Here is a 23,719-nt window from a genome sequence, read left to right on the forward strand (position 1 = left end):
CGGCAGAGTCTGCGCAGGGCGGCACCCGAACCTGCGCACGAGAACATCACGAGCCCGCGGGCGGACTGCGCAGCCGCTCCGCGCAACCCGACTGCGCACGAACCTCGACCGGTTGCGCAGCCCGGTTGTTCACCGCCGATCACAGGATGCGCAATCGGGCTGCGCACTGGGTGCACGGCTGGGGGCGTGACGGGCGTGGTCGCCCCGACCATGAGCCCGACCACGGCAGCTAGCCGCTTGCGTTGCCGGATCGTGACCGATGGTCGGGGTCGATGGTCGTCAGCCTGGTCGGGGGCAGCGATTGAGCTGACGTCATGGAGCACAGGCACGCCCAGGAGCACCGGCCGCCCCACTTCGGCGGGCCCGGTGCCTAGCCGTGGCCACTGGGCGCGGCCGGCGTCAGGGGAACGGCGGTGAGCCGCTTCGGGTCGGGGATCCGCCGGGGCGTGATGGCGGCCGATGAGTTCACCCAGATCGCCAACGGCCTGTTCCGCGACTCCCACTTGTCGCTCAAGGCGAAGGGGATCTTCGGGTACATCAGTACGCACCGGAACGGCTGGCAGGTCACGGTCGCCGACCTCGTTCGCCTGGGGCCGGACGGACGGGAATCGGTCCGCACCGGCTTGACGGAGCTGGAGGCACACGGCTACCTGATCCGCAGGCGCCTGCGCCGCCCGGACGGCACCCTCGGCGAGATCGTCTACTGCATCACCGACCGCCCCGCCACGCTGGACATCGCGCTGATCGAAGCCCACTTGGCGATCGCGTCACCGCAGGCCGGGCACGCTGGCCGCCTCCCGGCGGGGATCCGCCGGGGCGTGATGGCGGCCGATCAGTTCACCCAGATCGCCAACGGCCTGTTCCGCACCACCCAGTTGTCCTTCAAGGCCAAGGGCCTGTTCGGACTGCTCTCCACGCACCGGGAGGGCTGGCGGATGACCGTCACCGATATCGCCCGCCGCGGCCGCGACGGTGAGTCAGGCGTCAAGAGCGGGCTGAAGGAACTGGAGCAGCGTGGCTTCCTTATCCGGGAACGCGAGCGAGACCCAGACGGCACCCTCGGCGCAGCCGCCTACTTCATCACTGACCTGCCCGCCTTGCAAAACAGCAGGTCAGAACCAGAGTCGGGTTTTCCACCAGTGGATGACCCTACGTTGGCTGACCGGCCCACTAAGAACACCAACAGAAAGAAGACCACGAAGCAGAACACCAGCCCCCTCCCTCCCGGCGCCCGCGCCGCGCGCCCGCGTCGTGCAGCGCCGCCAGCACCACGGATGGCACCGGCGCCCGCGGACCTCGAGCCGGGAGTCCGCCTGCTGCTGGCAATCGGCGCCCAGTGCCCCGAACTGCTGCTGACCGGGCAGGAACTCACTGAGCAAGGCCGAATCGTCACCGCGATGCTGGATGCTGGCTGGACCGGCGAGCAGCTCCAGCACGTCATCGCCGGCCGGCCCCTGCCGCGTCCCGTCCGCACCTCGGTCGGCGCGATCATCTCCGCCCGCCTTGGCGCTGCCCAGGTCTTCCCTCGGCCCGCCACCGTTGGCGGCCACCACCTCTCTGCAGTGGATGTCCTGCTGCCGCGGTCAACCGCCGCCGCCCGCACGGTGAGTGAGGCCCTCGCCTATCGGGCTCTCGTCGAGTGCGCCGGATGCGGCGTTCCCGGGACGGCCCTGGGCGAGGACCTGTGCCCGGCCTGCCTCGGCTGGCCGGCGTGCCACACCTGCCCGGGCCACACCCCCCGGCGCGCCGACCCCGGCGGCGACGGCCGGTGTACCACGTGCGCTTCGACGCTGGCCGACCACTTGGAAGGAAGCAGTCCGTGAACGATGTGCTCGATACGTCACCGCTGACCGTGGCCGCGCACCACCAGGGCCCCTTCACGAGCGACCCGGGGCGGTGGACCGCGAAACGCTCCCGGGCACTGCGGAGCGGACACGTTCGCGACAACTGCTGCTCGGACGCCTGCGAGCCGGTGCTTGTCCACGAACACACGCCCTGGGGCTCGCTCGCCTGGACTGTCCCGGGTGACGGCAGCCCGCCCGATATCCCCCATCAGATTGAGGTCCTCACTCCGGCCGCCACCTTCACCCAGCGCCTGACTGTGCGCTGGCTGACCAGGCGCCCCGCCCGGCACATTGCCCTGGCGCCCGTGCCGGGATCGCTGCGGCTTGCCGTTGTCGTCGTCGCTCTCATCGGCCTGGCCGCCGGACTGGTGGCCATGCGCCTCGGCGTTCCCCTCGACGTCACGCTGCCGGCGATGCTGCTCGCTCCGGCACTCGCCGAGCACCTGCCCGGCCGACTCGACGCGAAAGCCCGCGAGCACATCCGCACCGTCCAAGGCGACGGCGCCGTCCGCTGCCTGTATCGCCTCGCCGCCCTGCATACCTCGCTCGTCCAGGCCGTCGCGGGCAGCGACCGCTACGAACTGCGGCGCTCGGTCGAGATCGGCCACACCCTGCTGTGGGACGCGGCTCATGTGCTCCAGATCCAAGACAGCCGCTCGGCTTCCGCCAGGCTCATCGGCCGTGAACGGCTGATGCTCCAACTCGCCGACCAGGTAGCACAGATCATCGGGCGCTCCGCCCGCGAGGACGGCGCCGGTGATGCGGACCAGACCCGCAAGCCCACGCGGCCCTCGTACTCGCCGGGCGTCCGTCCGACGACACCTCGCTCCACGCCCAGCATCCCACCCCTGAAGGGAACCGTCCGCATGCCCGAGCCCCAGCCTTGGCCCGATTCCAGCCCGGCCGTCCGCACCCCGGACGTCTACCTAGCAGGCCACGTACGATCCGCAGCGGGTCGCCGGGATCAAGCATCTCGGCAGCCCGTTGTCGTCCGCTCAGCGGATCTACGAACGTGTACGCCGCGCCATCGCGTCCCAGAACCGATCGAGCTCCCGCACCCGCATGCTGACCCAGTGCGGTGTCTTCCTCCGCAGCACTCTGGGAAAGCACCGCCGCACCCGTCCGGGCAGCAGGGCCTGCTGCTGGCGGCAGAACGGCTCGCGGATCTCGCCCCGGGGCACACTGCCGCAAGGCGGGTACGGGCACAGCTTGAACTTGCATTCGGGCAGGCAGGTCGAACCCGGCGCGGGCGGGACGGCGGTTCCGGCTGGCATCCCGGGCCTCAGCGGCTCGCGGTTCGTCCGGATGCACGGCGGAAGGGACATGCCCGGCTGTTCCACGCGGGCCATCCGGTCTTCGACCTCGTCAGGGTTTCCGTCCCGTTCGACGAGGTTCAGCATGACCAGCACATCGGCGACCAGGCGCTGGGCGCGCCCGTCCAGCGTGCTCCACCCGACCGAGGGCGGGACCCACAGGTTGTGCCGGCGGCGTCCCTCGGTGTGGTCGACACGGGAGCCGATGTTGTCGGCGACGCCCTTCTCGTCGATCCAGAGGAAGCGCTCGGGCTGCCCGGTCTCCAGGGCGAGGGCCACCAGGTCGCCCGCCTCGGCGACGAACGGGTGCAGACACCTGGGGGGCGAGTCGCCGTTGTCGCCGTTCACTTCCGGCGGGCCGGGCGCTCTGTTGACCGTGCCGGCTGTCGACAGCCAGCGCCTGACGGTGTCAACGGCGGTGGTCCCGCCGATCGTCCGGGACGGCGGACTCGATCCGTCGCCGTCGTCGTGGCCACGCTGGCCGGCGCCGTCCGGGAGTTCCCACAGGCACAGCGCCTGGAGCAGGCTGAGTTGGGCATACCAGCACCGGGACCGCTGCAGGACCGTCTCCGCCTGTCGGATCAGGTCGGCGCGCCTGCCTTGGTCTGTGTTCGGGTGGCCCCTGCGCCTGTTGGCCGCGTACTTGAAGCCCTGGGCGAGCGCGGCTTCCAGGGCGAGCGGCAGGTCGGGGGCGCCGCCGACGTGGACTGGGTCGAGGTGGCGCAGCCACTTGGCAAGGCGTTCCCGGGCCTCGTCGCGGTGGGCCTCGTCGACGGAACCCAGCAGCATGGGGAGGATCCAGGCCCGCATCACGAAGTGACGCAGCAGGCCGACCCGTTGCTTGCGGTACTCCTCGTTCAGTTCGCGCAGTTTGCCCTGCAGCCGTTCGGCGCGTTGGGACGACGCGGGACCGGAGGGCGTGTGGGCGTCCCTCTCCTGCGCCGCCTCCTTGGCCCATGCCTCATACTTCCGCCTCTTTCTGGCTTTGAGGCGTTTGACCGCGTCGTTGTACTCCTGCACAGGATCGCTGTTGAGGTCGAATCGCTCGCGGATCACGGCGAACGCCGCACTGCCGCCAGTGCCGCACTCCTGGGCGGCTGCCAGGCGTATGGAGTAGGAGGGCTCTTCGACACCCAGTTTGAAGAGCTCCCAGTACAGCCGACTGGTTTCGATCCTGTCGGAGATCCTGCGCAGCGCCGCGCCGAGTTGCTTGATCAGCGCCAGCTTCGCGTCGTCGAGGGTGCGCCGGTCCCCCTTGATGGCGGGCCAGCAGTCATGCACCGCACCGACGATGTCGGCGAGACGTCCCGGGGTCTGTTCCACGCTTTCGATTTCCAGTGCCGCCGCGTAGAGGTCCAGGACCTTCGAGTCGTCCGTACGGCGCCTCGCGGCCGCACACAGCCGGTGGGTGAGGGTGCGCCCGTGCACGGGTGCCTGCCGCACCAGCTCCTCGAACTCCTTCTTCGCTTCGGCCCGGACGCCGCCTGCCCGGGTCGCGGCTTCCGCCGCCCGCCGACGGGACAGGAACACCAGGGCGGTGAGCAACTCCCGGCTGGGGCCAGGCGGTTGCAGCGCCTGGTCGACCAGTTCTCCTGCCCCGCGCTCTCCCAGTTCGGCCAGGAGGCGGAAGCCGAAGTACGCCTGGACGATGCTGTGGGGGAAACGGACCTTCCGCTCCAGACCTTCCACCAGCCTGAGCTTGTTCGCGTTGGCCGCGAAGCGGGCGAGGACGGCGTGGCTCTGGTCCATGCTCCCCCCGCTCAGACGCCTGCGTTCCTTGTCGCTGAGCCGCGCGCAGAGCGTGTGCCAGATCTGTTCCCGGTGCCACTCGGTGAAGACGTTGCCGCGCTTGCCGTACTGGTCGAAGCCGCGCGCGCTGGTCCACAGGTGCTCGGCCCTGGTCCTCACGCGCCGCACCGGGCCGGGGTGCACGTCCGTGCCCAGCAACTCGGTGAAGCCGACCTCCAGGGTGTCTTGGAGCAGGCCGATGCAGGCCAGGGCGGACACGACTTCGACGGTGTCGCGGCGCTCCTGCCGGTTCAGCGCGACGTCCTCCCGCAGCCTGCCCGCACACAGCTTCCGTTCCCACCTCTCCATCAGTTGCAGCCGAGGCGTGCTGCGGTCCCGGCCGGAGGTGTCCAGAGGTTTCGGGTCGTCGGGGGGCAGCAGGCCGTGGCGGTGCAGTTCACGAACGATCTGCAGGTAGATGGGTGATTCGGTGACCTCCGCCGTCTGAACGATGCCGTCGAGGTACTTCTCGTCCGCGTCCGATGCGCGTGCCTCGACGAAGTGCAGCGCCTCCTCTTCGCTCAACGGTTCCAGCTCCACGATCGCGGCGGAGGTGTTCTCCAGGGGGCTGTGTGGCCGGGAGGCGATGACCAGCGGCAACTTCTCTTTGTAGGCACGCTCGATGGCCCGGCGGATGATGTTGTCCCGGTGCTGCTGAAGGCTGTCGTCGAGGAGTGCCTCTTCCAGGCCGTCTGCTATGACGACCGGTTTGTCGTCTGCGAGCAGCTGTTGCCAGACCCGGTCGATCTTGGTGCGCGCCAGGGTTCCCTGGGGCGTCTCCTCGGCGAAGCGCCGCTTCGCCATGCGCTCGAAGTTCAGGTCGGCCTCGCCGGCCGCGTCCCGCAGGCGGATCGGCACGGGCACGGCGTGCCGCCGTGCCAACAGTTCGGTGAGCCGTACCAGGACGGCGGTCTTCCCCACTCCGACGCCGCCGACGAGCAGATAGGGGCGGCGGTTGTCGCGGTCCCGCAGCCGCTCGGCGATGACCTGGGCGACTTCGTCACGGCCCACGATGTCGTCCGTGTCCTGGCCCGCCGTGAGCACCAGCCGACCGGGTCTCCTGCGTGCCTTCCCGAGGTAACGCCGCTTGGTCCAGCCATACCAGCAGAACAGGAAGAGGGCGGCGGCGATCGAGGCCGTGAGCACCGGACCGACGAAGCGGAGAAGGGCGTCGAACCCCCCGTCTTTGCGTAGGTCCTCGAAGCCGGTCGACTCGCCCGTGATCAGGATGTACAGGCCTTCCCCACACCAGGCAAGGACCGCGAGCACGGCGATCACCCAGACGAGCCGGGTCGCGTTGGAGTAGGAGGCCCATCGGCGCCACATCCTGGGCCGGGTGGCGCCGCGCCGGGCCTCCAGACGGATCGTCAGAGTGTGCCAGCGGCCGACCACGGCGCTCCGGACCCGGCCGCCCGCCCGTCTCAGATCCAGCGTGGCCATCGGTGCGTTGCGCGGCCGCTCCCTACCGGGCGGGCGACGGACAACACTCGTCATCGTGCGTGCTCCCTACGAGAGCGATTCTCGGGACGGAGGCTTGACGGGCGCCGACACCTACTTCCATGGAAGCACTCCCGGCTCGCCGCGCAACCCAGCCGCCCATTGCGAAATCGCGAGGCCCACCGTCGCGGAGGAACTGCAGGACACAACAGTGGCCAGCTGGGCTGGCGACAGTCCTGGTCGGCCGTCCCGGGCACCACGAGGCGCGGTCCTCGTCATCCACAGCCTCGTCACCGGCCGCCCAGGCGACCGAGGGCCGCACCGGGTGCCGAACTCATCCTCAGCGCGGGCGAGCCGGGCTGAAATCCCGCCCGCCCCCGCCTGACCGTGCAAGCCGAACGTCTCGCCGCGTTTCAGGCGCGGAAATGCAGAGTGCGCTCTAGGAAGCTGAGCGAGGCTTCTGCCCAGGCGAGGATGTTCAAGCCTGAGACGCCATCCGCTTATCGATCACGGGGCTGGGCTGGTCGAACAGGGTTCCTGATCGGGTGATCGCGGGAAGGCCGACGCATGGCAGCAGGGCCTCTTGGTAGTTCGGGGGTGCGATCCCAACCGAGCACCAGGAGGCCCTGTTGCCGCAGTCTTTCGCGTCCGCGTGCGTGGAGTCCAACTCGCTGCCACCGTCGTGTGACTGTCTCGCGCACAGGTTCGGCAATGCGGCGGACCGGCCGGACCGCACTGCGAGTTATGGCTCCGACATGACGGAGGCGGAGTGGCGGGTCGTACGGCCGTTGCTTCCGGTTCCGGCCTGGCTGGAGGGGCGAGGCGGGCGGCCGGAGGGCTATTGCCACCGCGTGATGCTCGACCAATGCCACGTAGTTAAGGGCGAGTTGGCAGTGTCAAGGGTGAGGTGAGAAAGAGGAGACCTCTGCTATTCAGGGGATCGACCAAGATCTACCTGAGGAAGCAGAGGCCCTGTGGCTCAGTCTGTCACGGGCGGAACCGACGTGTTCGCGCCTGGTCATATCGGTGAGTTGACGCAGGTCATCCCACTCGAGCTGGTGGATGCAGTGCTGGACGAGACCGGGGCTCGCGAGCGACGACTGCGAAGTCTCCCCTCACGCGTCGGGGTGTACTTCGTACTCGCGCTCGGGTTGTTCGGGCACCTGGGAACCGGCCTGGTGTGGGGCAAACTCGTGGCCGGACTGACCGTCATGGTGCCGCGACCATCGGAGAAGGCACTTCGCGATCTCCGTCGGCGGGTCGGCGTGGCCCCGCTCAAGCAGCTGTTCGACGTGCTGGCCGGCCCGCTGGCCCAGCCGTCCACGCCCGGAGTGCGTTACCGCTGCTGGCGCACGGTCGCCTTCGACGGCTGCGGGAGCCTGAACGTCCCCGACCACGAACGCAACTGGTCCTGGCTCGGCCGAACCCAGCGCCGTCACGGTCCAACGGGCTACCCCCGGCTGATGCTCATGACTCTGTGCGAAACCGGCACCCGCGGCCTGATCGGCGCCGTCTTCGGCCCCGCCAGCAAGGGTGAAACCGACTACGCTCACGACCTGGTCGGCCACCTGACCTCGGACATGCTTGTTCTGGCGGACCGCGCCTTCGACAGCAACAGACTGCTGGTAGACATCGCGGCTCAAGGGGCCCAGTTCCTGATTCGCGCCACCAGCGTCCGACGCCCGCCGGTGCTGGCACTGCTGCCCGACGGCTCCTACCTGACCCGGATCGGTGACCTCTCGTTGCGAGTGATCGAGGCCGAGGTCCGCTCCCGTACCGCCGACGGCGGCGTGTTCGGCGGGACCTACCGCCTGCTGACCACACTCACCGACCACTCCAGCGACCCCGCCGACCACCTGGTGCATCTCTACCACGAGCGTTGGGAGATCGAGATCGCATACCTGGCGCTCCGTCACACTCTGCTCCAGGGGCGAGTCCTGCGTTCGAAGGACCCGGTGGGGCTGACGCAGGAGATGTGGGCACTGCTCACTCTCTATCAAGCCCTGCGCTCTGTCATGGTTACCGCGGTGGAGACGGCATCCGGCTGCGATCCCGACCGAGCCGCTTTCACCGTCGCTTTGGAAGCCGCCCGCGACACGGTCATCAGCTCAGCCGGATCCACTCCCGCCGCTGAGCCGATCATCGGTTGCGACCTGGTGGGACGCATCGGTGCCCGCGTCCTCCAGACGCTGCTTCCCGGCCGTCGGATGCGGCTGTCCACCCGCATCGTGAAATGCGGAACCTCCCGCTACAACAACTGGAATCGCGATGGTCGATCTCGCGGCAGCACGTCGATCACGACCATCGAGATCAGCGTTCGTCCACCGGGCCTCACCGGCACGCATGCCCGACACAGGGCTGACTCCGGCCGCTGGGACAGGGTCTGCCAGATCTTGGCGATGAACTCCAACGAGTCCATGCACGCCCGTGAGATCGCACAACGCCTCGGCCTCACCGTTACGGGACGCATCCTCAGCGGCTTCAACGCGCAACTCTGCTACTGGGCCCGAAACGGACGGCTCATTCGTACGGCACCGAGCACCTACAAGATCACATTCCCTGATGGCTTGACACCGCCAACTCGCCCTTAACTACGTGGCATTGGATGCTCGACGCGGTGCGCTATGTCGTGGACAACGGTGTGAAGTGGGCCAACCTGCCCGCGGACTTCCCGCCGTATCGGCGTGTGCATGCCTTCGCCCGCCGCTGGCAGGTCACGGGGCTGCTCGCTGAACTCCACGACCGGCTGCGCGACCGCGTCCGGGAGAAGGAGGACCGCACGGCGGACCCGACGGCCGCGATCGTGGACTCCCAGTCGGTGCGGGCGGCGGTGAACATCCCGCGCTCGACGTCCGGCTGGGACGGCGGGAAGAAGGTGGGCGGCCGCAAGCGACACCTGGTGGTGGACTGCCTCGGCCTGGTCCTGGCCGTCGCGGTGAGTGCGGCGAGCGTGCAGGACCGCGACGCCGCCGTCCCGCTGCTTCAGCGGCTGCGACGAGAGTACTTCTCCATCCGCCTGGTGTGGGCGGACGGCGGCTATGCCGGCCGGCTCGTTGACTGGGCCCGCGAGAAGCCCCGGCTCACCCTTCAGATCGTCAAACGCACCGATGACACAGTGGGGTTCGTGGTGCTGCCGCGCAGGTGGGTGGTGGAAAGGACGCTGAGCTGGCTGATGCGCTCGCGTCGCCTGGTGCGCGACTACGAAACACTGCCGGCCATGCACGAAGCCATGGTGCTGTGGTCGATGACCATGCTCATGAGCGGTCGCCTGGCCGGACGCCGCCCCGGCGCTTTCAGACGGCCGGCACCGCGAGAGCGGTGAACACTCCCGGCCGCACCTGGAGTGCCCATCCCCGCTCCACCAGGCGTTTCGCCTTCGATCGCAGTCCCTCGACCTTCGCCGGGACGGCCTCGAGCCCGAGAGTGACGGCCAGTTGCTGACAGCGCATGCCCTCCCGGCCCGCTTCAGACTCCAGCACCGACAGGATCCGCTGGTAGTCCGGCGCGAGGGCTGTCGCCGCCATGCCCGTCTCCCGCCGGGGCACCGTCGAACCCGCCACCGCGCTTCCCATCGGCTCCGGGACGACCGAGGGCGGCCCGGCCAGTACCTCGGTCACTGTCACCCGGGCGTCCACCAGCCGCTGAAGCACAGCTTCCGCCTCACCGAGCGCGGCCTGCACCCGCTCGGCCTCCTCCCGCAACCGCGCGATCTCTTCCCGGACCCTCTTCTCCCTGGCCTCCAGCAGACCGAGCACCGACGCCACCAGCGACCTCCACGAACCAGACCAGCGGACGAACCACGCCCATCACTCCCGCCACGAACGGGAGTTCATGCCCACCCACCCGAACTAAACGATCACGTTCGGAAAGCGGATGGCGTCTGAGGTCAGATTCCCGGGAGGCTGGTTGATGAGAGTGTCTCGGCGGATGAGCCGATCAAAGTCGACCGTGACTGGAGCTGTCCGTACGCTGCCGTCCGGATGACGGAACTCGACGCCGGCACGGAGCATGACGTTGATCAGTTCTTGAGCGACGATGCCGTATCCGACGGTGCTGGGGTGGACGCCGTCGAGGGAGAACAGGCCTCCGTCCGTGCGCCGTGCGCCATCGCTGGTGAGGAAGCGGGAGTTCGGCTCCGGGGCCAACGCCGTCAGCTGCGGGGCCAGCGGGTAGGCCCGCCACAACTTCGGCCGGGCCAGCGGGTCTTCGATGTAACGGCGCGAGGCGAGCCGGTCGAGCAGACCTGCCGTGTCCATGAGGTACCAGTCCCGGCCGTCCTGCCGCGCGGTACTTACCTCTTTGATGATGGCTTCGTTGTACAGGTCGATGGCCCGGTCGACGTCTTCGGCCTGTTCGCCCGTCAGATGTGGGTGCAGGACAGGGTTGAAGGCGTGATCGCTGATCCAGGGCCGGGTGTAGTGCGGGAAGTACCGCGATCCGGGGGCGGTCTTGCCAGTCACGCCGCGGGCGAGTGGGGCGCACCTTCTCGTGGCTCACCGCCCATCGCCGCCTCGCTCGGGATTACGAGACCAGCCCGGCCCGCTCCGAAACCATGATCCGCTGGGCAATGATCGGCATCATGGTCCGCCGCCTCACTCGCGGCCGACCAGCGACGCGGCCAGGCCCGCGCCCGCTTCTGCGAAAAGTTTCATAGATACGCCGGTCCGCCCACCCATGGGCAACATCCCGCATCAGTGCTCTACGGAGTCATGAACCGCTCAACCTTCTGCTGCAGGTCAGGTGGCAGGTCGGTCAACTCCGCGACAATCACGTGAAGCTCTCGGCCGAGTCCGGAAGTCTCAGTCCAGACCGCTGGGTTCCTGGTGAGGACCGCGGACAGTAGATCACCGTCGTACATGTCCCCCTCTGCCATCGGGTTGTCCCGCAGCACCTCGAGTGCCAGCGGCAGGAGATAGGGCAGTCCAATGTCCTGCCCGATCAACAAACGCATGTCCTCGACGGTCAGCTCACCGATCGGCCGACGCCGCAAGGCGTGCACCGTAGCGACAAGACGGGTGGCGTCGGTCGACGGGGCTGGCCAGCGGTCGCGTTCAAGCTCTTCAAGGGAGCGGTCACGGTTCAGGGGGCAGGTCACCACCCGATTGTCCTACGACGAGATCTCAAACGCGGTCTGACTGAGCGTTTGGTCCTGTCTCGGTCGAGTTGGTGTCGTTTCCAGAGTCCTGCAACGCCGGGGCTGCTGTGCTCGATGGGGCAGTCGACGCGTCCGCGACGCCTGGGGGTCGTTTCGTTCCGGCTGCTCCTGTCTGCTCCCAACACGCCCCCGAGCGCCGCCTTTTGCCCGCTGGCGGGGCCGGCCGCGGTCGGCTACTTCGCAAACATGACTCCGCACGGCCCCTATCCCAGCGACCTGTCGGACGCGCGCTGGGCGCTGATCGAACCCGTCCTGATGTCCTGGCGGGACCAGCGCCGCGCCCGGGCGCTGGACATCGGCCGGCCGCCCGAACACGACCTGCGCCAGATCATGAACGCCATCCTGTACGTGGACCGCACCGGCATCCCCTGGCGCTACCTCCCGCACGACTTCGCTCCGTGGGCCACGGTGTACGGGTACTTCGCCAAGTGGCAGCAGGACTGCGTGTTCGAGCAGCTCACCGGCCTGCTGCGGCGCCTGGTCCGCGAAGCCGAGGGCCGAGGCGCGCAGCCGTCGCCCTGCGTGCTGGACGCCCAGACCATCAAGACCTCCGCCAACGTGCACCTCGCGGACCAGGGCACGAACGCCGGGAAACGGATCACCGGACGTAAGCGCCACCTCGGCTGCGACACCCTCGGCCTGCTGCTGACCGTGCTGGTCACCGCCGCCAGCGTCTCCGACACCGCAGCCGGCGTGACCCTGCTGTCCCGCATCGCCGCCGCCCACCCGCATATCCCGAAGGCCTGGGTGGACGCGGGCTACCGCACCACCGCCATCGACCACGGGGCCCGCCACGGCATCGACGTCCACCCCGTCCAACGCCCGCCCGGCGCCCGCGGGTTCACGATCATCCCGAGACGGTGGACCATCGAGCGCAGCATCGGCTGGCTCATACACCACCGCCGCCTCGCCCGCGACTACGAACGCCACGCGCACCGCTACGAAGCCATGATCCACCTCGCGATGATCGACCTCATGGCCCGCAGACTCACCGGCGAGGCCACCCTGAACTGGCGCGGAACCTGTCCCGGGACCAAACACGAATCACCGGACCAAACGCTCAGTAATTACAGAGAGCCACTTGCCGGTTGGCGGCAGCTTCGGGACCACAGGTCTTCCTCAGCCGGCACTGGCTGCGGTGTTCCTGCGCCGCAACCGGTGCCACCAACGGTTGTGTGGCCGTTGAGTGGCTCTGGCCAGCGCTGCCGCCAGGGCGTTGCGGGTGCTCAGGGTATGGGGGTGCTCGTCGCCCAGGATGCGGACGCGGTCATCGAGGGTTCGGCGCAGCAGCTGTATCGCCTCGGCCTGCTCACCTGCACTGGTCAAAGCGAGAGCGAGGTTGTGGCGACTAGCCAGGGTATCGGGGTGCTCGGGGCCCAGGATGCGGGCGCGGTCCTCCAGGTTCTGTCGGTGCATGCGCACGGCTTGTGCGTGCTCGCCCGTCCCGTCCAGGGCGAGACCGAGGCTGTCGCGGCTGGCCAGCGTGTGCGGATGCTCGTCGCCCAGGATGCGGGCGTGGTCGTTGAGCGCCTGCCGCAGCAGCTGTATCGCCTCTGTCTGTTCACCCGCCCTGGTCAGGGCGCTGGCGAGGTTGTGGCGGCTGAGCAGGGTGAGGTGGTGCTCGGGGCCCAGGACACGGATGCGGTCCTCCAGGGTGCGCCGGTGCATGCGGACGGCTTGTGCGTGCTCGCCCGTCCCGTCCAGGGCGAGACCGAGGCTGTCGCGGCTGGCCAGCGTATGCGGATGCTCGGGGCCCAGGACACGGTTACGGTCGTTGAGGGTCTGCCGCAGCAGACCCACCGCCTCGGCATGCTCACCCGTCCCGTCCAAGGCACAGGCGAGGTCATTGCGGCTGGTCAAGGTGTCGGGGTGTTCGGGGCCCAGGATGCGGGCGCGGTCCTCCAGGGTCTGCCGCAGCAGGCGTATTGCCTCGGCCGGCTCTCCCAGTCCGAACAAGGCATTGCCCAGGTTGTTGCGGCTGGTCAAGGTGTCGGGGTGCTCGGAGCCCAGCATGCGGGTCTCGACGTCGAGGATCCGTTCATCCAGCAGGCGCGCCGCACCGAAAGCGCCGGCCTTCTGCAGCACCTGCGCCAGGGCGTTGAGAGTGGTGCGGTGGTGTGTGGCGGTGCGCGGGTCCGCGTAGTCGAGCAGCAGCGGCAGGTGGGGGGCGAGGAGTACGGCTGTAGGCCAACCAGCGCGCCCGCGCTGGTCGGCCTCGTGCACGGCCGTGGTCAGCCGCTCGGCAAGGGCCCGGTGCCACACGGTGAGCTCGGAGGTCTCGGCCGTGAGGGCAACAGCGTTGATCTCTCGGATCAGGGGGTGCAGCACCACTTGCGCCGCATCTCTGTTGCCCGACGCCGGGCCGGTGCTGCCGGGAGAGTGGGGGAGGTCGAGGAGGCCGTAGCGGTGCAGGCCGGCGAACGCGGCGTCCAGGGCCACCGCGGTGACGTCGTGTCCGGTGACGGCAGATAGCAGGTCCGGGGTGATCAGGGACAGTGGGACGGGGGCCTGGGCCAGCAGGGCCAGCAGTCGCAGCAAGGGACGGGCCAAAGCGTTGCCCTCCCCGGTGAGCTGGTCCAAGGACACCTCCCAGGTGTGCAGCACCACGGTGCGGGCGACCTGCGGATCGGAGGCATTCGGGTGCGCGGCTCCCAACAAGGACCGCAGTTCCTGTTCCAGGGCTTGGCGATAGGCGGCAAAGGTGCGGTAGCGGCTGGTAGGCCCGGCCACATAGGTGCCAGCCGCGTACAACGCCAGCGGCAGCCCGCCCAGCCGCGCCGCCAACTCCCGGGCCTGCTCGGCGGTGCCGGCTGCGGGAGCAGCGTCCAGCAGGACCTGCCCCGCAGGCCGCACCGGCAGCGGCTCCAGCGGCAGCAGCCGTGCGCACGGCCCCCAGGTCTGCCCGCTGCCATCCCGGCTGGTCACCACCAGCAGCCCCCGGCCGTGCGGACGGATCCAGCCGCGGTAGTGGGCCACTGGCTCCCCAGCCGAGCCGATCTCGTGCGGCTCATCGGCGTTGTCCACCACCAGCAGCCACCGCCGCACCCGGCCCAACTGCCGCCAGACCACATCCGGCAGGCTCACCTGCCCCGCCTGCGCGGCCTCCAGCTCCGCCTCGGGCAGGCCGCAGGCCAGCGCCACCTGCACCATCTGCTGCGCCAGCTCCGCGCCGTCGCGCCAGCGCACCCAAAACACTCGCCAGCCCGCCGCCTCGGCCTGGGCGGCCAGTTGCGCGGCCACCGTTGTCTTGCCCATCCCACCGACCGCACACAGCACCGCGAACCGGCCTTGTGGCCGCCGCAGCATGCCTGCCAGCACGGCGAGCTCGGCCTCACGCCCTCGCACGCGCTCCACATGCGGGGGGCGTAACGAAGCCTGCTGGCCTCGGGCCAGTCGGCTCACCGGTGCCAGCCGCGCTGGGGGTCTTGCTGCGGCATCCAGCCGCCGGCCCCACAGCACCAGCCCGATGCTGACCGCCACCAGCACGGCGAACACCGGCCAGATCACCCACACCTGCGCCGCCCAGCCAGGCACCGTGGCACTTGCGTAGTTGGTCACCGGCCCCAGCACGGCCGTCACCACTGCGGCCGTTCCCGCCACCGCCGACCCGGCCCACGCACCCCGTCTACGCCCCATGGCCTGCCACCCCCGTCCACTTCAGCGGCCGGATGCCGAGCCTGCTGCTTGCACGCCATCATCCGCCGCACGGCGCGGGCAGGGCACCAGGGCGGGCGACACAGCACACCTCGGCCTTGGTGCACACGCTCTCGATGACCTCCTCGATGGCAGCAGGTCGGTGCCGTACGGGTTGATGTTCGGCCAGAACAGCGCGGTCAGTCCCCGCCGGTCCTCGGCGGACAGCTTCTTCGCCCAGGCCGGTTCGGCGAGGACCTGCTGCGGTTGACGGCGCCCTCGATGCTGCCCGAGTTCCAGTGAAGGGTGAGCCCGGCTGTCACGGCGTCGAAGTCTCGGTGCAGGTGCAGTACGAAGCCGGTGAGGCCGGGTAGCTGGCTGGCGTCGACTGCGTCGATCCACGTAGGGGAGTGTGGCCGTCGATGGAGGAGATACCGAGGTGATCGCCATCGACCCGCTGTTGGGCCGGCCACCGACGATCGGCGGGGGGACACCCGTTCGGGGGCAAGCGCGTCGGGTCACGCCCGACGGACGGGTAGTCGACGGCACATGCCCTTCAGATTCGGTGCGCCGCAAGACGACCACGCCGCGCACCACGGCCATTGGTTCGCTCGGCTCCATCGGTGGGTGCTCAGCTCGTGGATCGGGGTCGTCTGGAACCGGGGGCGCGAGATGGAGCTGATGCACCGTGCCATGGGCTTCGCGGCGCTGAGCTTCCTCACGTTGCTGCCGTTGTTGGTCGTCGTCGCGGCGGCCGACCTCGCGAGAGGTCAGGGCTTCGCCAGGTGGCTGGTCCAGGGCCTTGGTGTGTCGGAGGTGTCGCAGGAGGAGGTCGAGCGGATGTTCGGCCGGCCGGGGCAGGCCCTGCAGCGCACCACGGCGCTCGGACTCGCCGCGCTGGCCGCGTTCGGTGTGACCTTCGGCGCGGCCGTACAGACCGGGTACGAGCGGGTGTGGGACCTGCCGACGGCGCGCTGGCACACGATGTGGCGCCATGTCGTCTGGCTGGCCGTACTGACCGGCTCCCTGCTGCTGTTCTTCGCCGCGCCCACCCCCGAGGAGGCGTCCGCTCTGAAGTCGGTGCTGGTCGCCGGGGTCGATGTGGTCGGCGCGTTCGTCTTCTTCTGGTGGTCGCAGCGGCTGCTGCTCTGCGGCCGCATCCGCTGGCGGGCGCTCGTGCCGGGGGCCGCGGCGACGGCGCTGGGGCTCCTCGGGCTGCGGGTCTTCTCCCAGCACGTCTTCTCGCCGCTGATCGCGTCGAACACGGTGACGTACGGTCCGTTCGGGACCGTCCTGGTCCTGCAGTCCTGGCTGGTCGGCGTGGGTTTCGTGGTGTACGGAGGGGCTCTGGTCGGCCGGCTCTTCCACGAGCGTCTGGAGCGGCGCCGGCTCCCCGTGCCAGGCGAACGGTGACACCAAGCGGAGCTTGGTGAGTATGTCCCGCTACTTCAAGTGCGCGAACGCGTGAGACCTCAATCTGAGTCCCCTGTCTTGGTTCCCTTGGCCGCAAGGGTCAGCAGCAGTACCGGTCGAACACCAGCGAGTTCCAGAACGGCGCGTCGGCCTGCATGACCAGCACCGTCACCGGACACAGCTGCAAGCAGCGGATGCCTACAGATGCCTGACGAAGCGTCACTACCTGCTGTTCTACGGAGCGGCGTACGCGGCCGGGTTGAAGGGGTTGGCGCAGTCGGGTTTGGAGAATGAGCGCGGACTGAACATTCCACCCGTTTTCGGCGCTGGAGACGGCAACTTTGCGAACTATCTGTGGGACGGCTCGCGCGTGCAGATCGTCGACTTTGAGGACTCGGGACTCAGCGATCGCGCCTTTGAGCTGGCAGAGATCACTGAACACGTGGCTAGCTGGGTGGACCAACCGCTCGACGTTGCATCCTTCCCGAACCAGTTCGACCTCACCACGGCCGAATCCGTGCGATTGACTGAGTGTCGACGGCTCCTCGCCCTCGTGTGGCTCTTCCTTTTGATTTTCGACGAGGATCAGAAGAACCCTAGAAATCCGCCAGGCGCCGTAGAACGGCAGGCTGACCGTTTGTTCGCTCTGCTCTAGTAGGGCTTGGTCAGCTTCATTCGGGAGTGGCGTGTGTGCTGGCGGGTGGGTGTCGTTGAGTTGGTGTGACACCTGGGGAGATGGCCGGGGTCCGGGAGGACCTGGAGGCGTTCGCTGCGGAGTTGTTCGACGGGTTCTTCCGTGCGGATCAGCGGCGGTGGGGGCAGGTGTATGTGTGCGGGCTGTTGCTGGACGGGCGGCGCAAGTCGGTGGAGCCGATGGCGGCCTGTCTCGGTGAGGAGGGCAACCGTCAGGCGCTGGCGCACTTCATCACTTTCAGTCCGTGGGATCCGGCGCATGTGCGGGCCCGGCTGTCCTGGAGGATGCAGGACGCGATCGGGGCGGAAGCCCTGATCGTCGACGACACCGGCTTTTTGAAGGGACAGGAGCGTGACCTTTCGTTCGGCGTAGTGGAGTTCGCCCGACGGGGCTGATGGCCTGGCCCTCTGGGTATTTCGGTCGGGTGTCAGTGGTGTCTGGGACCGTGTGCGTCGTGGATGAACTCGTGGATCGTGTCGATGCGCAGGACCGTGTGCTGGGAGTGGTCAGCCGGAGGGAGGCCGTGCGGGAGGGCTGGCTGCACCGGGTTGGTGTGGTGGTGTGCCGCGATGGGCGAGGGCGCTTTCTCGTCCATCGGCGTGCCGAGCAGCTGTCCCGTTTCCCAGGGCACTACGAACTCGGTGTCGGGGGCGCTGCAGGAGTCGGCGAGTCTTATGAGCGGGCGGCTGCCCGCGAGCTCAGTGAGGAGCTGGGGGTGCGGGCGACCGTGTGCTTTCGGTTCAAGTTCCTCAACCGGGGTGGGCTCAGCCCTCACTGGCTTGGGGTGTGCGATGCCGTACTTCCGGAGATCGGCGCGCGTGACCCGGGAGAGGTGGCCTGGCACGGGTGGCTGACTGAGTCCGAGCTGCGGCGGACTCTGCAGCAGTGGACCTTCACTCCTGATAGTCAGGAGATTTTCGGTCGGTATCTTGCATGTCGCGTTGACCCGGCGTCTTCGCGGTGAGGGTGTTCGTGAGCTGGGTCAGAGGAATGAAGCCGCTGGTCGTTCCGAGCTCTTTGGGGGTTGGGCCGGCGGGTGTGGGGGTGTCGGCGAGGCGTTCGGCAAGGGCGGTGACCGCTTCGCGGTCGCGTTCGAGAGCACCCGAATTGCAACGTGAGCATATCCGTCTGATGGAGCAGCCGGAGAGTGTTGTTGGTTCATGTGACGTATGGTCTGGCAACACCACATGACACGTAAGAAGCAAAGCAGGCAGGGCTGCTCGATATCGAGCAGCCCTGCCTGCTTCTTGTGACAGCCAACCAGAAGGGCGAGGTGTAAGGAGTCGCGCGTCTGCATGTCTCCCTTGGTTCACCTTCAGTGAGCCGGGTCGGGTGATGCGTTAGTAGGGCGGCAGCTCGGACTCGCATTCGCCGTCTGCACGCCTACCACTCAGTTCACCCATGACCCATTGCACGCATTCAGGACGAGCGCCGGTGCGCATCTGGCAGAATTCATCCACGGCAGCTTCAATTTTTTCTGCTGGTAGCGTGCTTCGGGGATCAAAGCAGTAGGGCTCCCCAGGATTGGACAAAACTTCCGTGTCGAAATCAGGCGGGTTGGGGTTATCCGAGATCCAGACGCTATCAAGAACCTCATCCGGCTCTGGCCCTGAATATCCCGGCATGGCGAACCAGATAAGGCCGCCATGTCCAGTATCTCTATTCAGAGACACGACGAGATTATTATTCGGCACGCCCTCCGAATCCATATGCTGGCGATTCGACCACGAGAACCATGCGATGGAGCCAGGGCACCACAGGTCACCCTTCTTAATCCAGCTCTGCAGAGAGCCAAGGACTTCGGCGGTCACGACGGAAATCTCGCCGCTCGCTTCCGCGACCCACCGGCGGCTGGCACATCTAACGTCGAGAATCATGGCCTTGCTCCTTACGTCGCCGCGCCTCCCGCTCAGTGATCCCCTTTTGTCGCCCGGACGCCGGCCGACTCGATCAGGCGCCGTGACCAGTCGAGCTCGCTGCATGCGCCGAGTTCGTCGAGGAGTGTGTGTGCATAACTCATCCGGCGCAAGCCGCTCAAACCAGATCCGTCACGCGAAGCCCAACGAACCATCACACCATAAGCAGTACCGCTTAAGATGCGGAAAAGTCGGTTGGGGCCACCCGTTCACGGGCGACCCCAACCGACTTCATGACCCCCGTCTGGCGCCGAGGCGTCACGAGTCACAACCCAACGCCTTCCGGACTCAAGCAGCAGCACATTGAGTTGCTGCACTGCAAGTCGCGGTCTGCGCGCCTCCCGCTTGCCTCACCCAAGGTCCACTGCACACACTCAGGTCGGATTCCCGTGCGCACACGACAGAACTCTTCGATGGCAGCTTCGATTTTCTCGATGGGTAGCGTACTGCGTGGATCAAAGAAGTAGGGCTCCCCGGGTTCGGCCACAACTTCTGTGTCGAAATCTGGCGGGTTGGGGTTATCGGATACCCAGATATTATCAAGGACCTCGTCCGGCTCGGGGCCCGGATACCCGGCGTTAACGAACCAGATCAGTCCGCCATATCCAGTAGCTCTATTCAGGGACACAACAAGGAAATTGTTCGGCATGTCCGACTTATCCGAGTGTCGCCGATCCGACCATGAAAACCAGGCATTCGTCCCAGGGCGCCAGTAGCCGTCTATGACATGTTCACTTTGCAGGCAGCCAAGTACCTCGGCAACCACGTCCGAGATCTCGCTATCCGCCTCTGCGAGCCACCGGCGATCGTCGCATGTAACATTGAGAATCATTGTGCCATGCACCTTACGCCGGTGGGTCGCAACCCGTCAATGCACCGGTGGGCCTGAACCCGTCAATACCGTGGGCGTACTTGCTCCTGGATACCACACATCCATTGTCCATCCCTTGGGCAGAATAGCCTCAACGGATTGAGTACAGTTATACGCCTTGTTGCACACGCCGTTCGGGTTATTGATTACGACGGTAGAGTGCTTTTGCTTGATCTCGTTCCTCAATATCCATGCATATTTGGTTTCTGCGTGTGTAATGGTCGGGTGGGCCCTTTCCGGTTCTCCCTGGCATCGGAACGCCTCGCGTGATCAAGTAGTCATTGATCGCACTGTTCGTTGACGCGTCCCCGGAGACAACCTCATCTGCCAGAGGCTTTCCGTCCTGATCAAAGAGGCGACCCGTAGTCTTATTCCCGGACTTTTTGGCCGGATCCCCGCGTGACTGTGCTGGTGGTGTGTGCCGGGGTGTACGCCGACGTCATCAAGGACGACCCCTTCGCCGGCGTCGACCGGTTGGCGGGCGGTCTCGACTGCTGGTGTGTCCGGCCGGGTTGGGGTTGCGTCGTCGGCTACGGCGGCGGCTTGGCCGTCGGCTGCGCCTGTGGCGGCGTTGTTCCGCCGGGCGCTGGCTGGTGGGGTGGGCTGCTCACCGGGGTCGGCGGGGGCCTGGTCAGGGAGTCCGGTACTCGTACCTGTGCTGTGTCCGGGCTGTTGGTGCGCGTCCTGTGGCGCAAGAGGGGCGTCTTTCGCCGGCTGCATGACGCGGTGCTGGCCGAGCGCTCCGAGGGACGCGCCACGGTTCTTGTCCGCCGGTCGCACCTCAAGGTCGATGCGCTGTACGGGAGTTGGGGATGGCGGGCGATCGGTGACCTGCGCCCGAGGATCGGGCACGTCCCGCTCATGCACGCGATGCTTGTTGACCTCCGCTAGCGCTGACCGGCCGGCCGGGGGTGTCACAGAGTCCGGCTGCAGACGTTCTTCCAGGGGTGCCCCGCTGGCGGCCTCGCGTATGCGGCTGTCGCGTGTTCCTCTCGGTATGAGTCCCTGGTGGCCTTCTGTGGTCGTGCCGGCAAGTGGGCGGGCAGGGGGAGAGGCTGTGACCGCGGCTGTCCGGGCCCCGGGGAGGTGTTGGGCGAGGCAGCCCCCGGTCCGGGCCCGGGGCGCGCGGCTGTGCGGTTCAGTTGCGTGGCGCCGGTGTCATGCAGCAGGCGGTGCGATGACTGGTGGGTTGAGGCGGGCGAAGCCTTCCTGGCGCTGGTAGGGGAAGTACGGGTAGGGCGCTGTCTTGCCGCTTGCCGTATCGAGTTTTGCGATCTGGTCGGGTGTGAGTGTCCAGCCGGTGGCGCCGAGGTTGTGGCGGAGTTGGTTTTCGTCGCGGGCGCCGATGATGACGGAGGAGACGGTGGGTCGCTGGAGCAGCCAGTTGATGGCGGTCTGGGGGATGCTTTTGCCGGTTTCCTGTGCGATTTCGTCGAGGGTGTCGATGACGGTGTAGAGGTGTTCGTTCTCGACGGGCGGGCCGTAGTCTGCGGTGTGGTGGAGTCGGCTGTTGGCTGGTAGTGGCTGGCCGCGGCGGATTTTGCCGGTGAGCCGGCCCCAGCCGAGGGGGCTCCAGACGAGGGCTCCGAGGCCCTGGTCGAGCCCGAGGGGCATCAGCTCCCATTCGTAGTCGCGGCCGATGAGGGAGTAGTAGACCTGGTGTGCGACATAGCGGGGGTGGCCGTATCTGTCGGCGCTGGCGAGGGACTTCATTGCCTGCCAGCCGGAGAAGTTGGAGATGCCGAGGTAGCGGACCTTTCCTGCTCGTACGAGATCGTCGAGTGTGGACAGGACTTCCTCGATCGGGGTGCCGGCGTCGAAGGCGTGCAGCTGGAACAGGTCGATGTAGTCGGTGCCGAGGCGGCGCAGGGCGTCGTCGCATGCGGTGATCAGGCGTGAACGGGAGGAGCCGGCATCGCCTGGGCCGTCGCCCATGGGCAGGCTGGTCTTGGTGGATACGATCACCTGGTCCCTGCGGCCTTTGATCGCTTGGCCCAGTACCTCCTCGGAGGCTCCGCTGGAGTAGACGTCGGCGGTGTCGAACATGGTGATCCCGGCGTCGAGGCAGATGTCCACGAGGCGGCGTGCTTGGTGTGCATCGGTGTTGCCCCAGGCGCCGAAGAGCGGTCCTTGGCCGCCGAAGGTGCCGGTGCCGAAGCTCAGTGCGGGGACCTTGAGGCCGGATGCGCCCAGCCGCCTGTATTCCATGGCTGTTCCTCTTTCGTCGCCCGCACCTGACTAATGGGCTTGGGGTTCCGTTAGTGTGTTTGTCAACGTAGCAGGTGCGTGTGATTAACGAAACTGGAGTCCCGTTATGGGGTTTGAGGGTGCGGATCCAGGGACCGTCCGTCCTGGTGGGCGCACGGCGCGGGTGCGGGCGTCGGTGCTTAAGGCGGCTGGGGACGCCCTGGCGGAGCATGGCTTTGCCCATCTGGACCTCGCCGACATCGCGCGCCGGGCCGAGGTGGGCAAGACCACCGTCTACCGCCGCTGGGGAACGGTGACCGGCCTGGTGGCCGATGTGCTGGTGGACATGGCCGAGCAGTCACTGCCGCGTACCGAGACCGGCTCACTGCTCGGTGATCTCAAGGCCAACGCCCGGCTCGTGCAGCGCACCCTGGCCGACCCGCGGCAAGGAGCCCTGTTCAAGGCAGTGATCGCCGCTGCCACCTGCGAGGCGAAGACGGCCGAGGCCCTGCACCGCTTCTACGACATCCGCGTCAAGGAGTGGGCACCCTGCGTCCAGCAGGCCATCGACCGGGGCGAGGTGCCCGAGGGCACCGATGTCCACGAGGTGATCCGTGCTGTCTCCGCCCCCCTCTACTACCGCCTGCTGACCAGCAGCGACCGCCTCGACGAAGCCGCCGCAGACCAGGCCGCCGAGGCCGCCGTGGCTGCAGCGCGTGCGGGAGCGTACCTGCGGGGCGACGAAGGCCGTGCGTGACCGGCTTCCCGTATCCGTCGCTGAGCGCGGGTCACCGTGCGTGATCCCCGGGGGCATCACGTTTCCAGGTTCCTCCGGCCTCTTCGGCGGGCCGGGTGGTGTGGTCGTCGTTGTAGCCGAGTATCCGGGCGATCACTGGGGCCGGGGCCTGGAGGACGAGTTGGCGGATCGCCGCTGTGCGTCCCGGCCGGGTCGGGAAGCTCAGTTGGCGGAGCCGAGGTGCCATGGCTTCCGGAGTCATGGGCTGTCCGGCCCGGCGGCCGGGGAAGAGCCATCGGGCATCGGGGTTGGTCGCGGTCTGGGTGTTGGGTCGCTGCCCCACCCACACCTCCTGACCGCGCCGGGCGGTACCGCGGGGAGCGGGGGTCCGAGGGCCGGCGAAGGCCAATTCAGTTGCTTTTGAGCTGGCTGGGCCGTTGGCCAGCTCATGGAGGGGTGGGGGCCGGGGTGCCGGTGTTCACGCCGAAGCTGGTGGACGCGGCTGTCGCCAAGCACGGGCGGGGCGAGCCACGGCGCCGCCTGCTCCCGGCCCGCATGGTCGTGTACTTCGTGCTCGCGCTGTGCCTGTTCGCCCGGGAGTCGTACGAGGATTGGAAGGATGCCGCCCAAGAAGCACGCTCTCGACTGTTGCCACCCCGGTCGGGGCCGGGACTGGCCCCGAGCGATCAAGAAGCCGATGCGGTGGCCGATCCTGAGAACTCGGAGCGGCCG

Annotated in this window: 19 protein-coding genes and 5 pseudogenes; 11 read left to right on the forward strand and 13 right to left on the reverse strand. The window is 67.9% G+C overall.

The genetic code is table 11. From position 1 onward, the window contains the following. Nucleotides 1-413: 413 nt before the first annotated feature. Nucleotides 414-1,823 (forward strand): hypothetical protein, encoded by a 1,410-nt coding sequence (locus OHT76_RS43735; protein ID WP_328876405.1) that lies wholly within the window; start codon nucleotides 414-416, stop codon nucleotides 1,821-1,823. A gap of 17 nt (nucleotides 1,824-1,840) precedes the next feature. On the opposite strand, the gene OHT76_RS43740 is transcribed toward OHT76_RS43735, so the two are convergent. Both OHT76_RS43740 and OHT76_RS43745 read right to left on the reverse strand, forming a co-directional pair. Beyond that, nucleotides 1,841-2,491, reverse strand: coding sequence for a hypothetical protein (locus OHT76_RS43740; RefSeq protein WP_328876406.1), 651 nt, complete (start codon nucleotides 2,489-2,491; stop codon nucleotides 1,841-1,843). Between the two features lie 357 nt (nucleotides 2,492-2,848). Beyond that, nucleotides 2,849-6,439: an ATP-binding protein gene (locus OHT76_RS43745; RefSeq protein ID WP_328876407.1), complete on the reverse strand. Its 3,591-nt coding sequence runs from the start codon at nucleotides 6,437-6,439 to the stop codon at nucleotides 2,849-2,851. A gap of 917 nt (nucleotides 6,440-7,356) precedes the next feature. Between OHT76_RS43745 and OHT76_RS43750 the strand changes: the two genes are divergently transcribed. Both OHT76_RS43750 and OHT76_RS43755 read left to right on the forward strand, forming a co-directional pair. Next, nucleotides 7,357-8,973 carry an IS4 family transposase gene (locus tag OHT76_RS43750; RefSeq protein WP_328876208.1) on the forward strand — a complete coding sequence of 539 codons (1,617 nt, stop codon included), beginning with the start codon at nucleotides 7,357-7,359 and terminating at the stop codon, nucleotides 8,971-8,973. 14 nt (nucleotides 8,974-8,987) lie between these two features. After that, nucleotides 8,988-9,704: an IS5 family transposase gene (locus OHT76_RS43755; protein WP_328876209.1), complete on the forward strand. Its 717-nt coding sequence runs from the start codon at nucleotides 8,988-8,990 to the stop codon at nucleotides 9,702-9,704. Here the strand turns inward: OHT76_RS43755 and OHT76_RS43760 are convergent. Then, the gene (locus OHT76_RS43760; protein ID WP_328876006.1) at nucleotides 9,676-10,146 is read right to left on the reverse strand and encodes a hypothetical protein; all 471 of its coding nucleotides are present in this window, start codon (nucleotides 10,144-10,146) and stop codon (nucleotides 9,676-9,678) included. The genes OHT76_RS43755 and OHT76_RS43760 overlap by 29 nt on opposite strands. Nucleotides 10,147-10,230: 84 nt before the next feature. Next, on the reverse strand, nucleotides 10,231-10,842 hold the full coding sequence (locus OHT76_RS43765) for a hypothetical protein (protein WP_328876408.1): 612 nt from the start codon (nucleotides 10,840-10,842) through the stop codon (nucleotides 10,231-10,233). 8 nt (nucleotides 10,843-10,850) lie between these two features. Here OHT76_RS43765 and OHT76_RS43770 point away from each other — a divergent pair. Further along, nucleotides 10,851-11,036 (forward strand): annotated as a pseudogene (locus OHT76_RS43770) (hypothetical protein); the annotation flags it as partial. A gap of 45 nt (nucleotides 11,037-11,081) precedes the next feature. Here the strand turns inward: OHT76_RS43770 and OHT76_RS43775 are convergent. Further along, nucleotides 11,082-11,477 (reverse strand): contact-dependent growth inhibition system immunity protein, encoded by a 396-nt coding sequence (locus OHT76_RS43775; RefSeq protein ID WP_328876409.1) that lies wholly within the window; start codon nucleotides 11,475-11,477, stop codon nucleotides 11,082-11,084. A gap of 246 nt (nucleotides 11,478-11,723) precedes the next feature. Between OHT76_RS43775 and OHT76_RS43780 the strand changes: the two are divergent. Then, nucleotides 11,724-12,560, forward strand: a pseudogene (locus OHT76_RS43780) (IS5 family transposase); the annotation flags it as partial. A 96-nt stretch (nucleotides 12,561-12,656) separates the two neighbouring features. Here the strand turns inward: OHT76_RS43780 and fxsT are convergent. Next, the gene (gene fxsT / locus OHT76_RS43785) at nucleotides 12,657-15,173 is read right to left on the reverse strand and encodes an FxSxx-COOH system tetratricopeptide repeat protein (RefSeq protein ID WP_328876410.1); all 2,517 of its coding nucleotides are present in this window, start codon (nucleotides 15,171-15,173) and stop codon (nucleotides 12,657-12,659) included. A gap of 546 nt (nucleotides 15,174-15,719) precedes the next feature. Here fxsT and OHT76_RS43790 point away from each other — a divergent pair. Beyond that, on the forward strand, nucleotides 15,720-16,583 hold the full coding sequence (locus tag OHT76_RS43790; protein ID WP_328876411.1) for a YhjD/YihY/BrkB family envelope integrity protein: 864 nt from the start codon (nucleotides 15,720-15,722) through the stop codon (nucleotides 16,581-16,583). A gap of 100 nt (nucleotides 16,584-16,683) precedes the next feature. Here the strand turns inward: OHT76_RS43790 and OHT76_RS43795 are convergent, their stop codons facing one another. Then, nucleotides 16,684-17,310, reverse strand: coding sequence for a hypothetical protein (locus OHT76_RS43795; RefSeq protein ID WP_328876412.1), 627 nt, complete (start codon nucleotides 17,308-17,310; stop codon nucleotides 16,684-16,686). 8 nt (nucleotides 17,311-17,318) lie between these two features. Here OHT76_RS43795 and OHT76_RS43800 point away from each other — a divergent pair. Next, nucleotides 17,319-17,618 (forward strand): annotated as a pseudogene (locus OHT76_RS43800) (transposase); the annotation flags it as partial. Nucleotides 17,619-17,671: 53 nt separating this feature from the next. Next, nucleotides 17,672-18,241, forward strand: a complete 570-nt coding sequence (locus OHT76_RS43805) for an NUDIX domain-containing protein (RefSeq protein WP_328876413.1) — start codon at nucleotides 17,672-17,674, stop codon at nucleotides 18,239-18,241. A 376-nt stretch (nucleotides 18,242-18,617) separates the two neighbouring features. Here OHT76_RS43805 and OHT76_RS43810 read toward each other — a convergent pair whose 3' ends face one another. The 4 genes and pseudogenes from OHT76_RS43810 to OHT76_RS43820 all read right to left on the reverse strand — a co-directional run. Then, nucleotides 18,618-19,154, reverse strand: a complete 537-nt coding sequence (locus tag OHT76_RS43810; RefSeq protein WP_328876414.1) for an Imm1 family immunity protein — start codon at nucleotides 19,152-19,154, stop codon at nucleotides 18,618-18,620. Nucleotides 19,155-19,458: 304 nt separating this feature from the next. After that, on the reverse strand, nucleotides 19,459-20,025 hold the full coding sequence (locus tag OHT76_RS44300; protein WP_443049902.1) for an Imm1 family immunity protein: 567 nt from the start codon (nucleotides 20,023-20,025) through the stop codon (nucleotides 19,459-19,461). A 36-nt stretch (nucleotides 20,026-20,061) separates the two neighbouring features. Then, nucleotides 20,062-20,250, reverse strand: coding sequence for a DddA-like double-stranded DNA deaminase toxin (locus tag OHT76_RS43815; RefSeq protein WP_328876415.1), 189 nt, complete (start codon nucleotides 20,248-20,250; stop codon nucleotides 20,062-20,064). Beyond that, nucleotides 20,204-20,437: pseudogene (locus OHT76_RS43820) on the reverse strand (hypothetical protein); the annotation flags it as partial. The gene OHT76_RS43815 and the pseudogene OHT76_RS43820, both read right to left, overlap by 47 nt. 26 nt (nucleotides 20,438-20,463) lie before the next feature. Here OHT76_RS43820 and OHT76_RS43825 point away from each other — a divergent pair. Continuing rightward, nucleotides 20,464-20,955, forward strand: coding sequence for a GNAT family N-acetyltransferase (locus OHT76_RS43825; protein WP_328868661.1), 492 nt, complete (start codon nucleotides 20,464-20,466; stop codon nucleotides 20,953-20,955). A 267-nt stretch (nucleotides 20,956-21,222) separates the two neighbouring features. Here OHT76_RS43825 and OHT76_RS43830 read toward each other — a convergent pair whose 3' ends face one another. Then, the gene (locus OHT76_RS43830; protein ID WP_328868660.1) at nucleotides 21,223-22,272 is read right to left on the reverse strand and encodes an aldo/keto reductase; all 1,050 of its coding nucleotides are present in this window, start codon (nucleotides 22,270-22,272) and stop codon (nucleotides 21,223-21,225) included. Nucleotides 22,273-22,378: 106 nt separating this feature from the next. Here OHT76_RS43830 and OHT76_RS43835 point away from each other — a divergent pair, with 106 nt between their 5' ends. Next, entirely contained in the window at nucleotides 22,379-23,008 is a 630-nt protein-coding gene (locus OHT76_RS43835; protein ID WP_328868659.1) for a TetR/AcrR family transcriptional regulator, read from the forward strand. A 31-nt stretch (nucleotides 23,009-23,039) separates the two neighbouring features. Here OHT76_RS43835 and OHT76_RS43840 read toward each other — a convergent pair whose 3' ends face one another. After that, the gene (locus tag OHT76_RS43840; RefSeq protein WP_328868658.1) at nucleotides 23,040-23,330 is read right to left on the reverse strand and encodes a hypothetical protein; all 291 of its coding nucleotides are present in this window, start codon (nucleotides 23,328-23,330) and stop codon (nucleotides 23,040-23,042) included. A 131-nt stretch (nucleotides 23,331-23,461) separates the two neighbouring features. Here OHT76_RS43840 and OHT76_RS43845 point away from each other — a divergent pair. After that, a pseudogene (locus tag OHT76_RS43845) lies at nucleotides 23,462-23,587 on the forward strand (transposase domain-containing protein); the annotation flags it as partial. Between the last annotated feature and the right edge of the window lie 132 nt (nucleotides 23,588-23,719).

Source organism: Streptomyces sp. NBC_00287, assembly GCF_036173105.1.
In the GTDB taxonomy this organism is placed as follows: domain Bacteria; phylum Actinomycetota; class Actinomycetes; order Streptomycetales; family Streptomycetaceae; genus Streptomyces.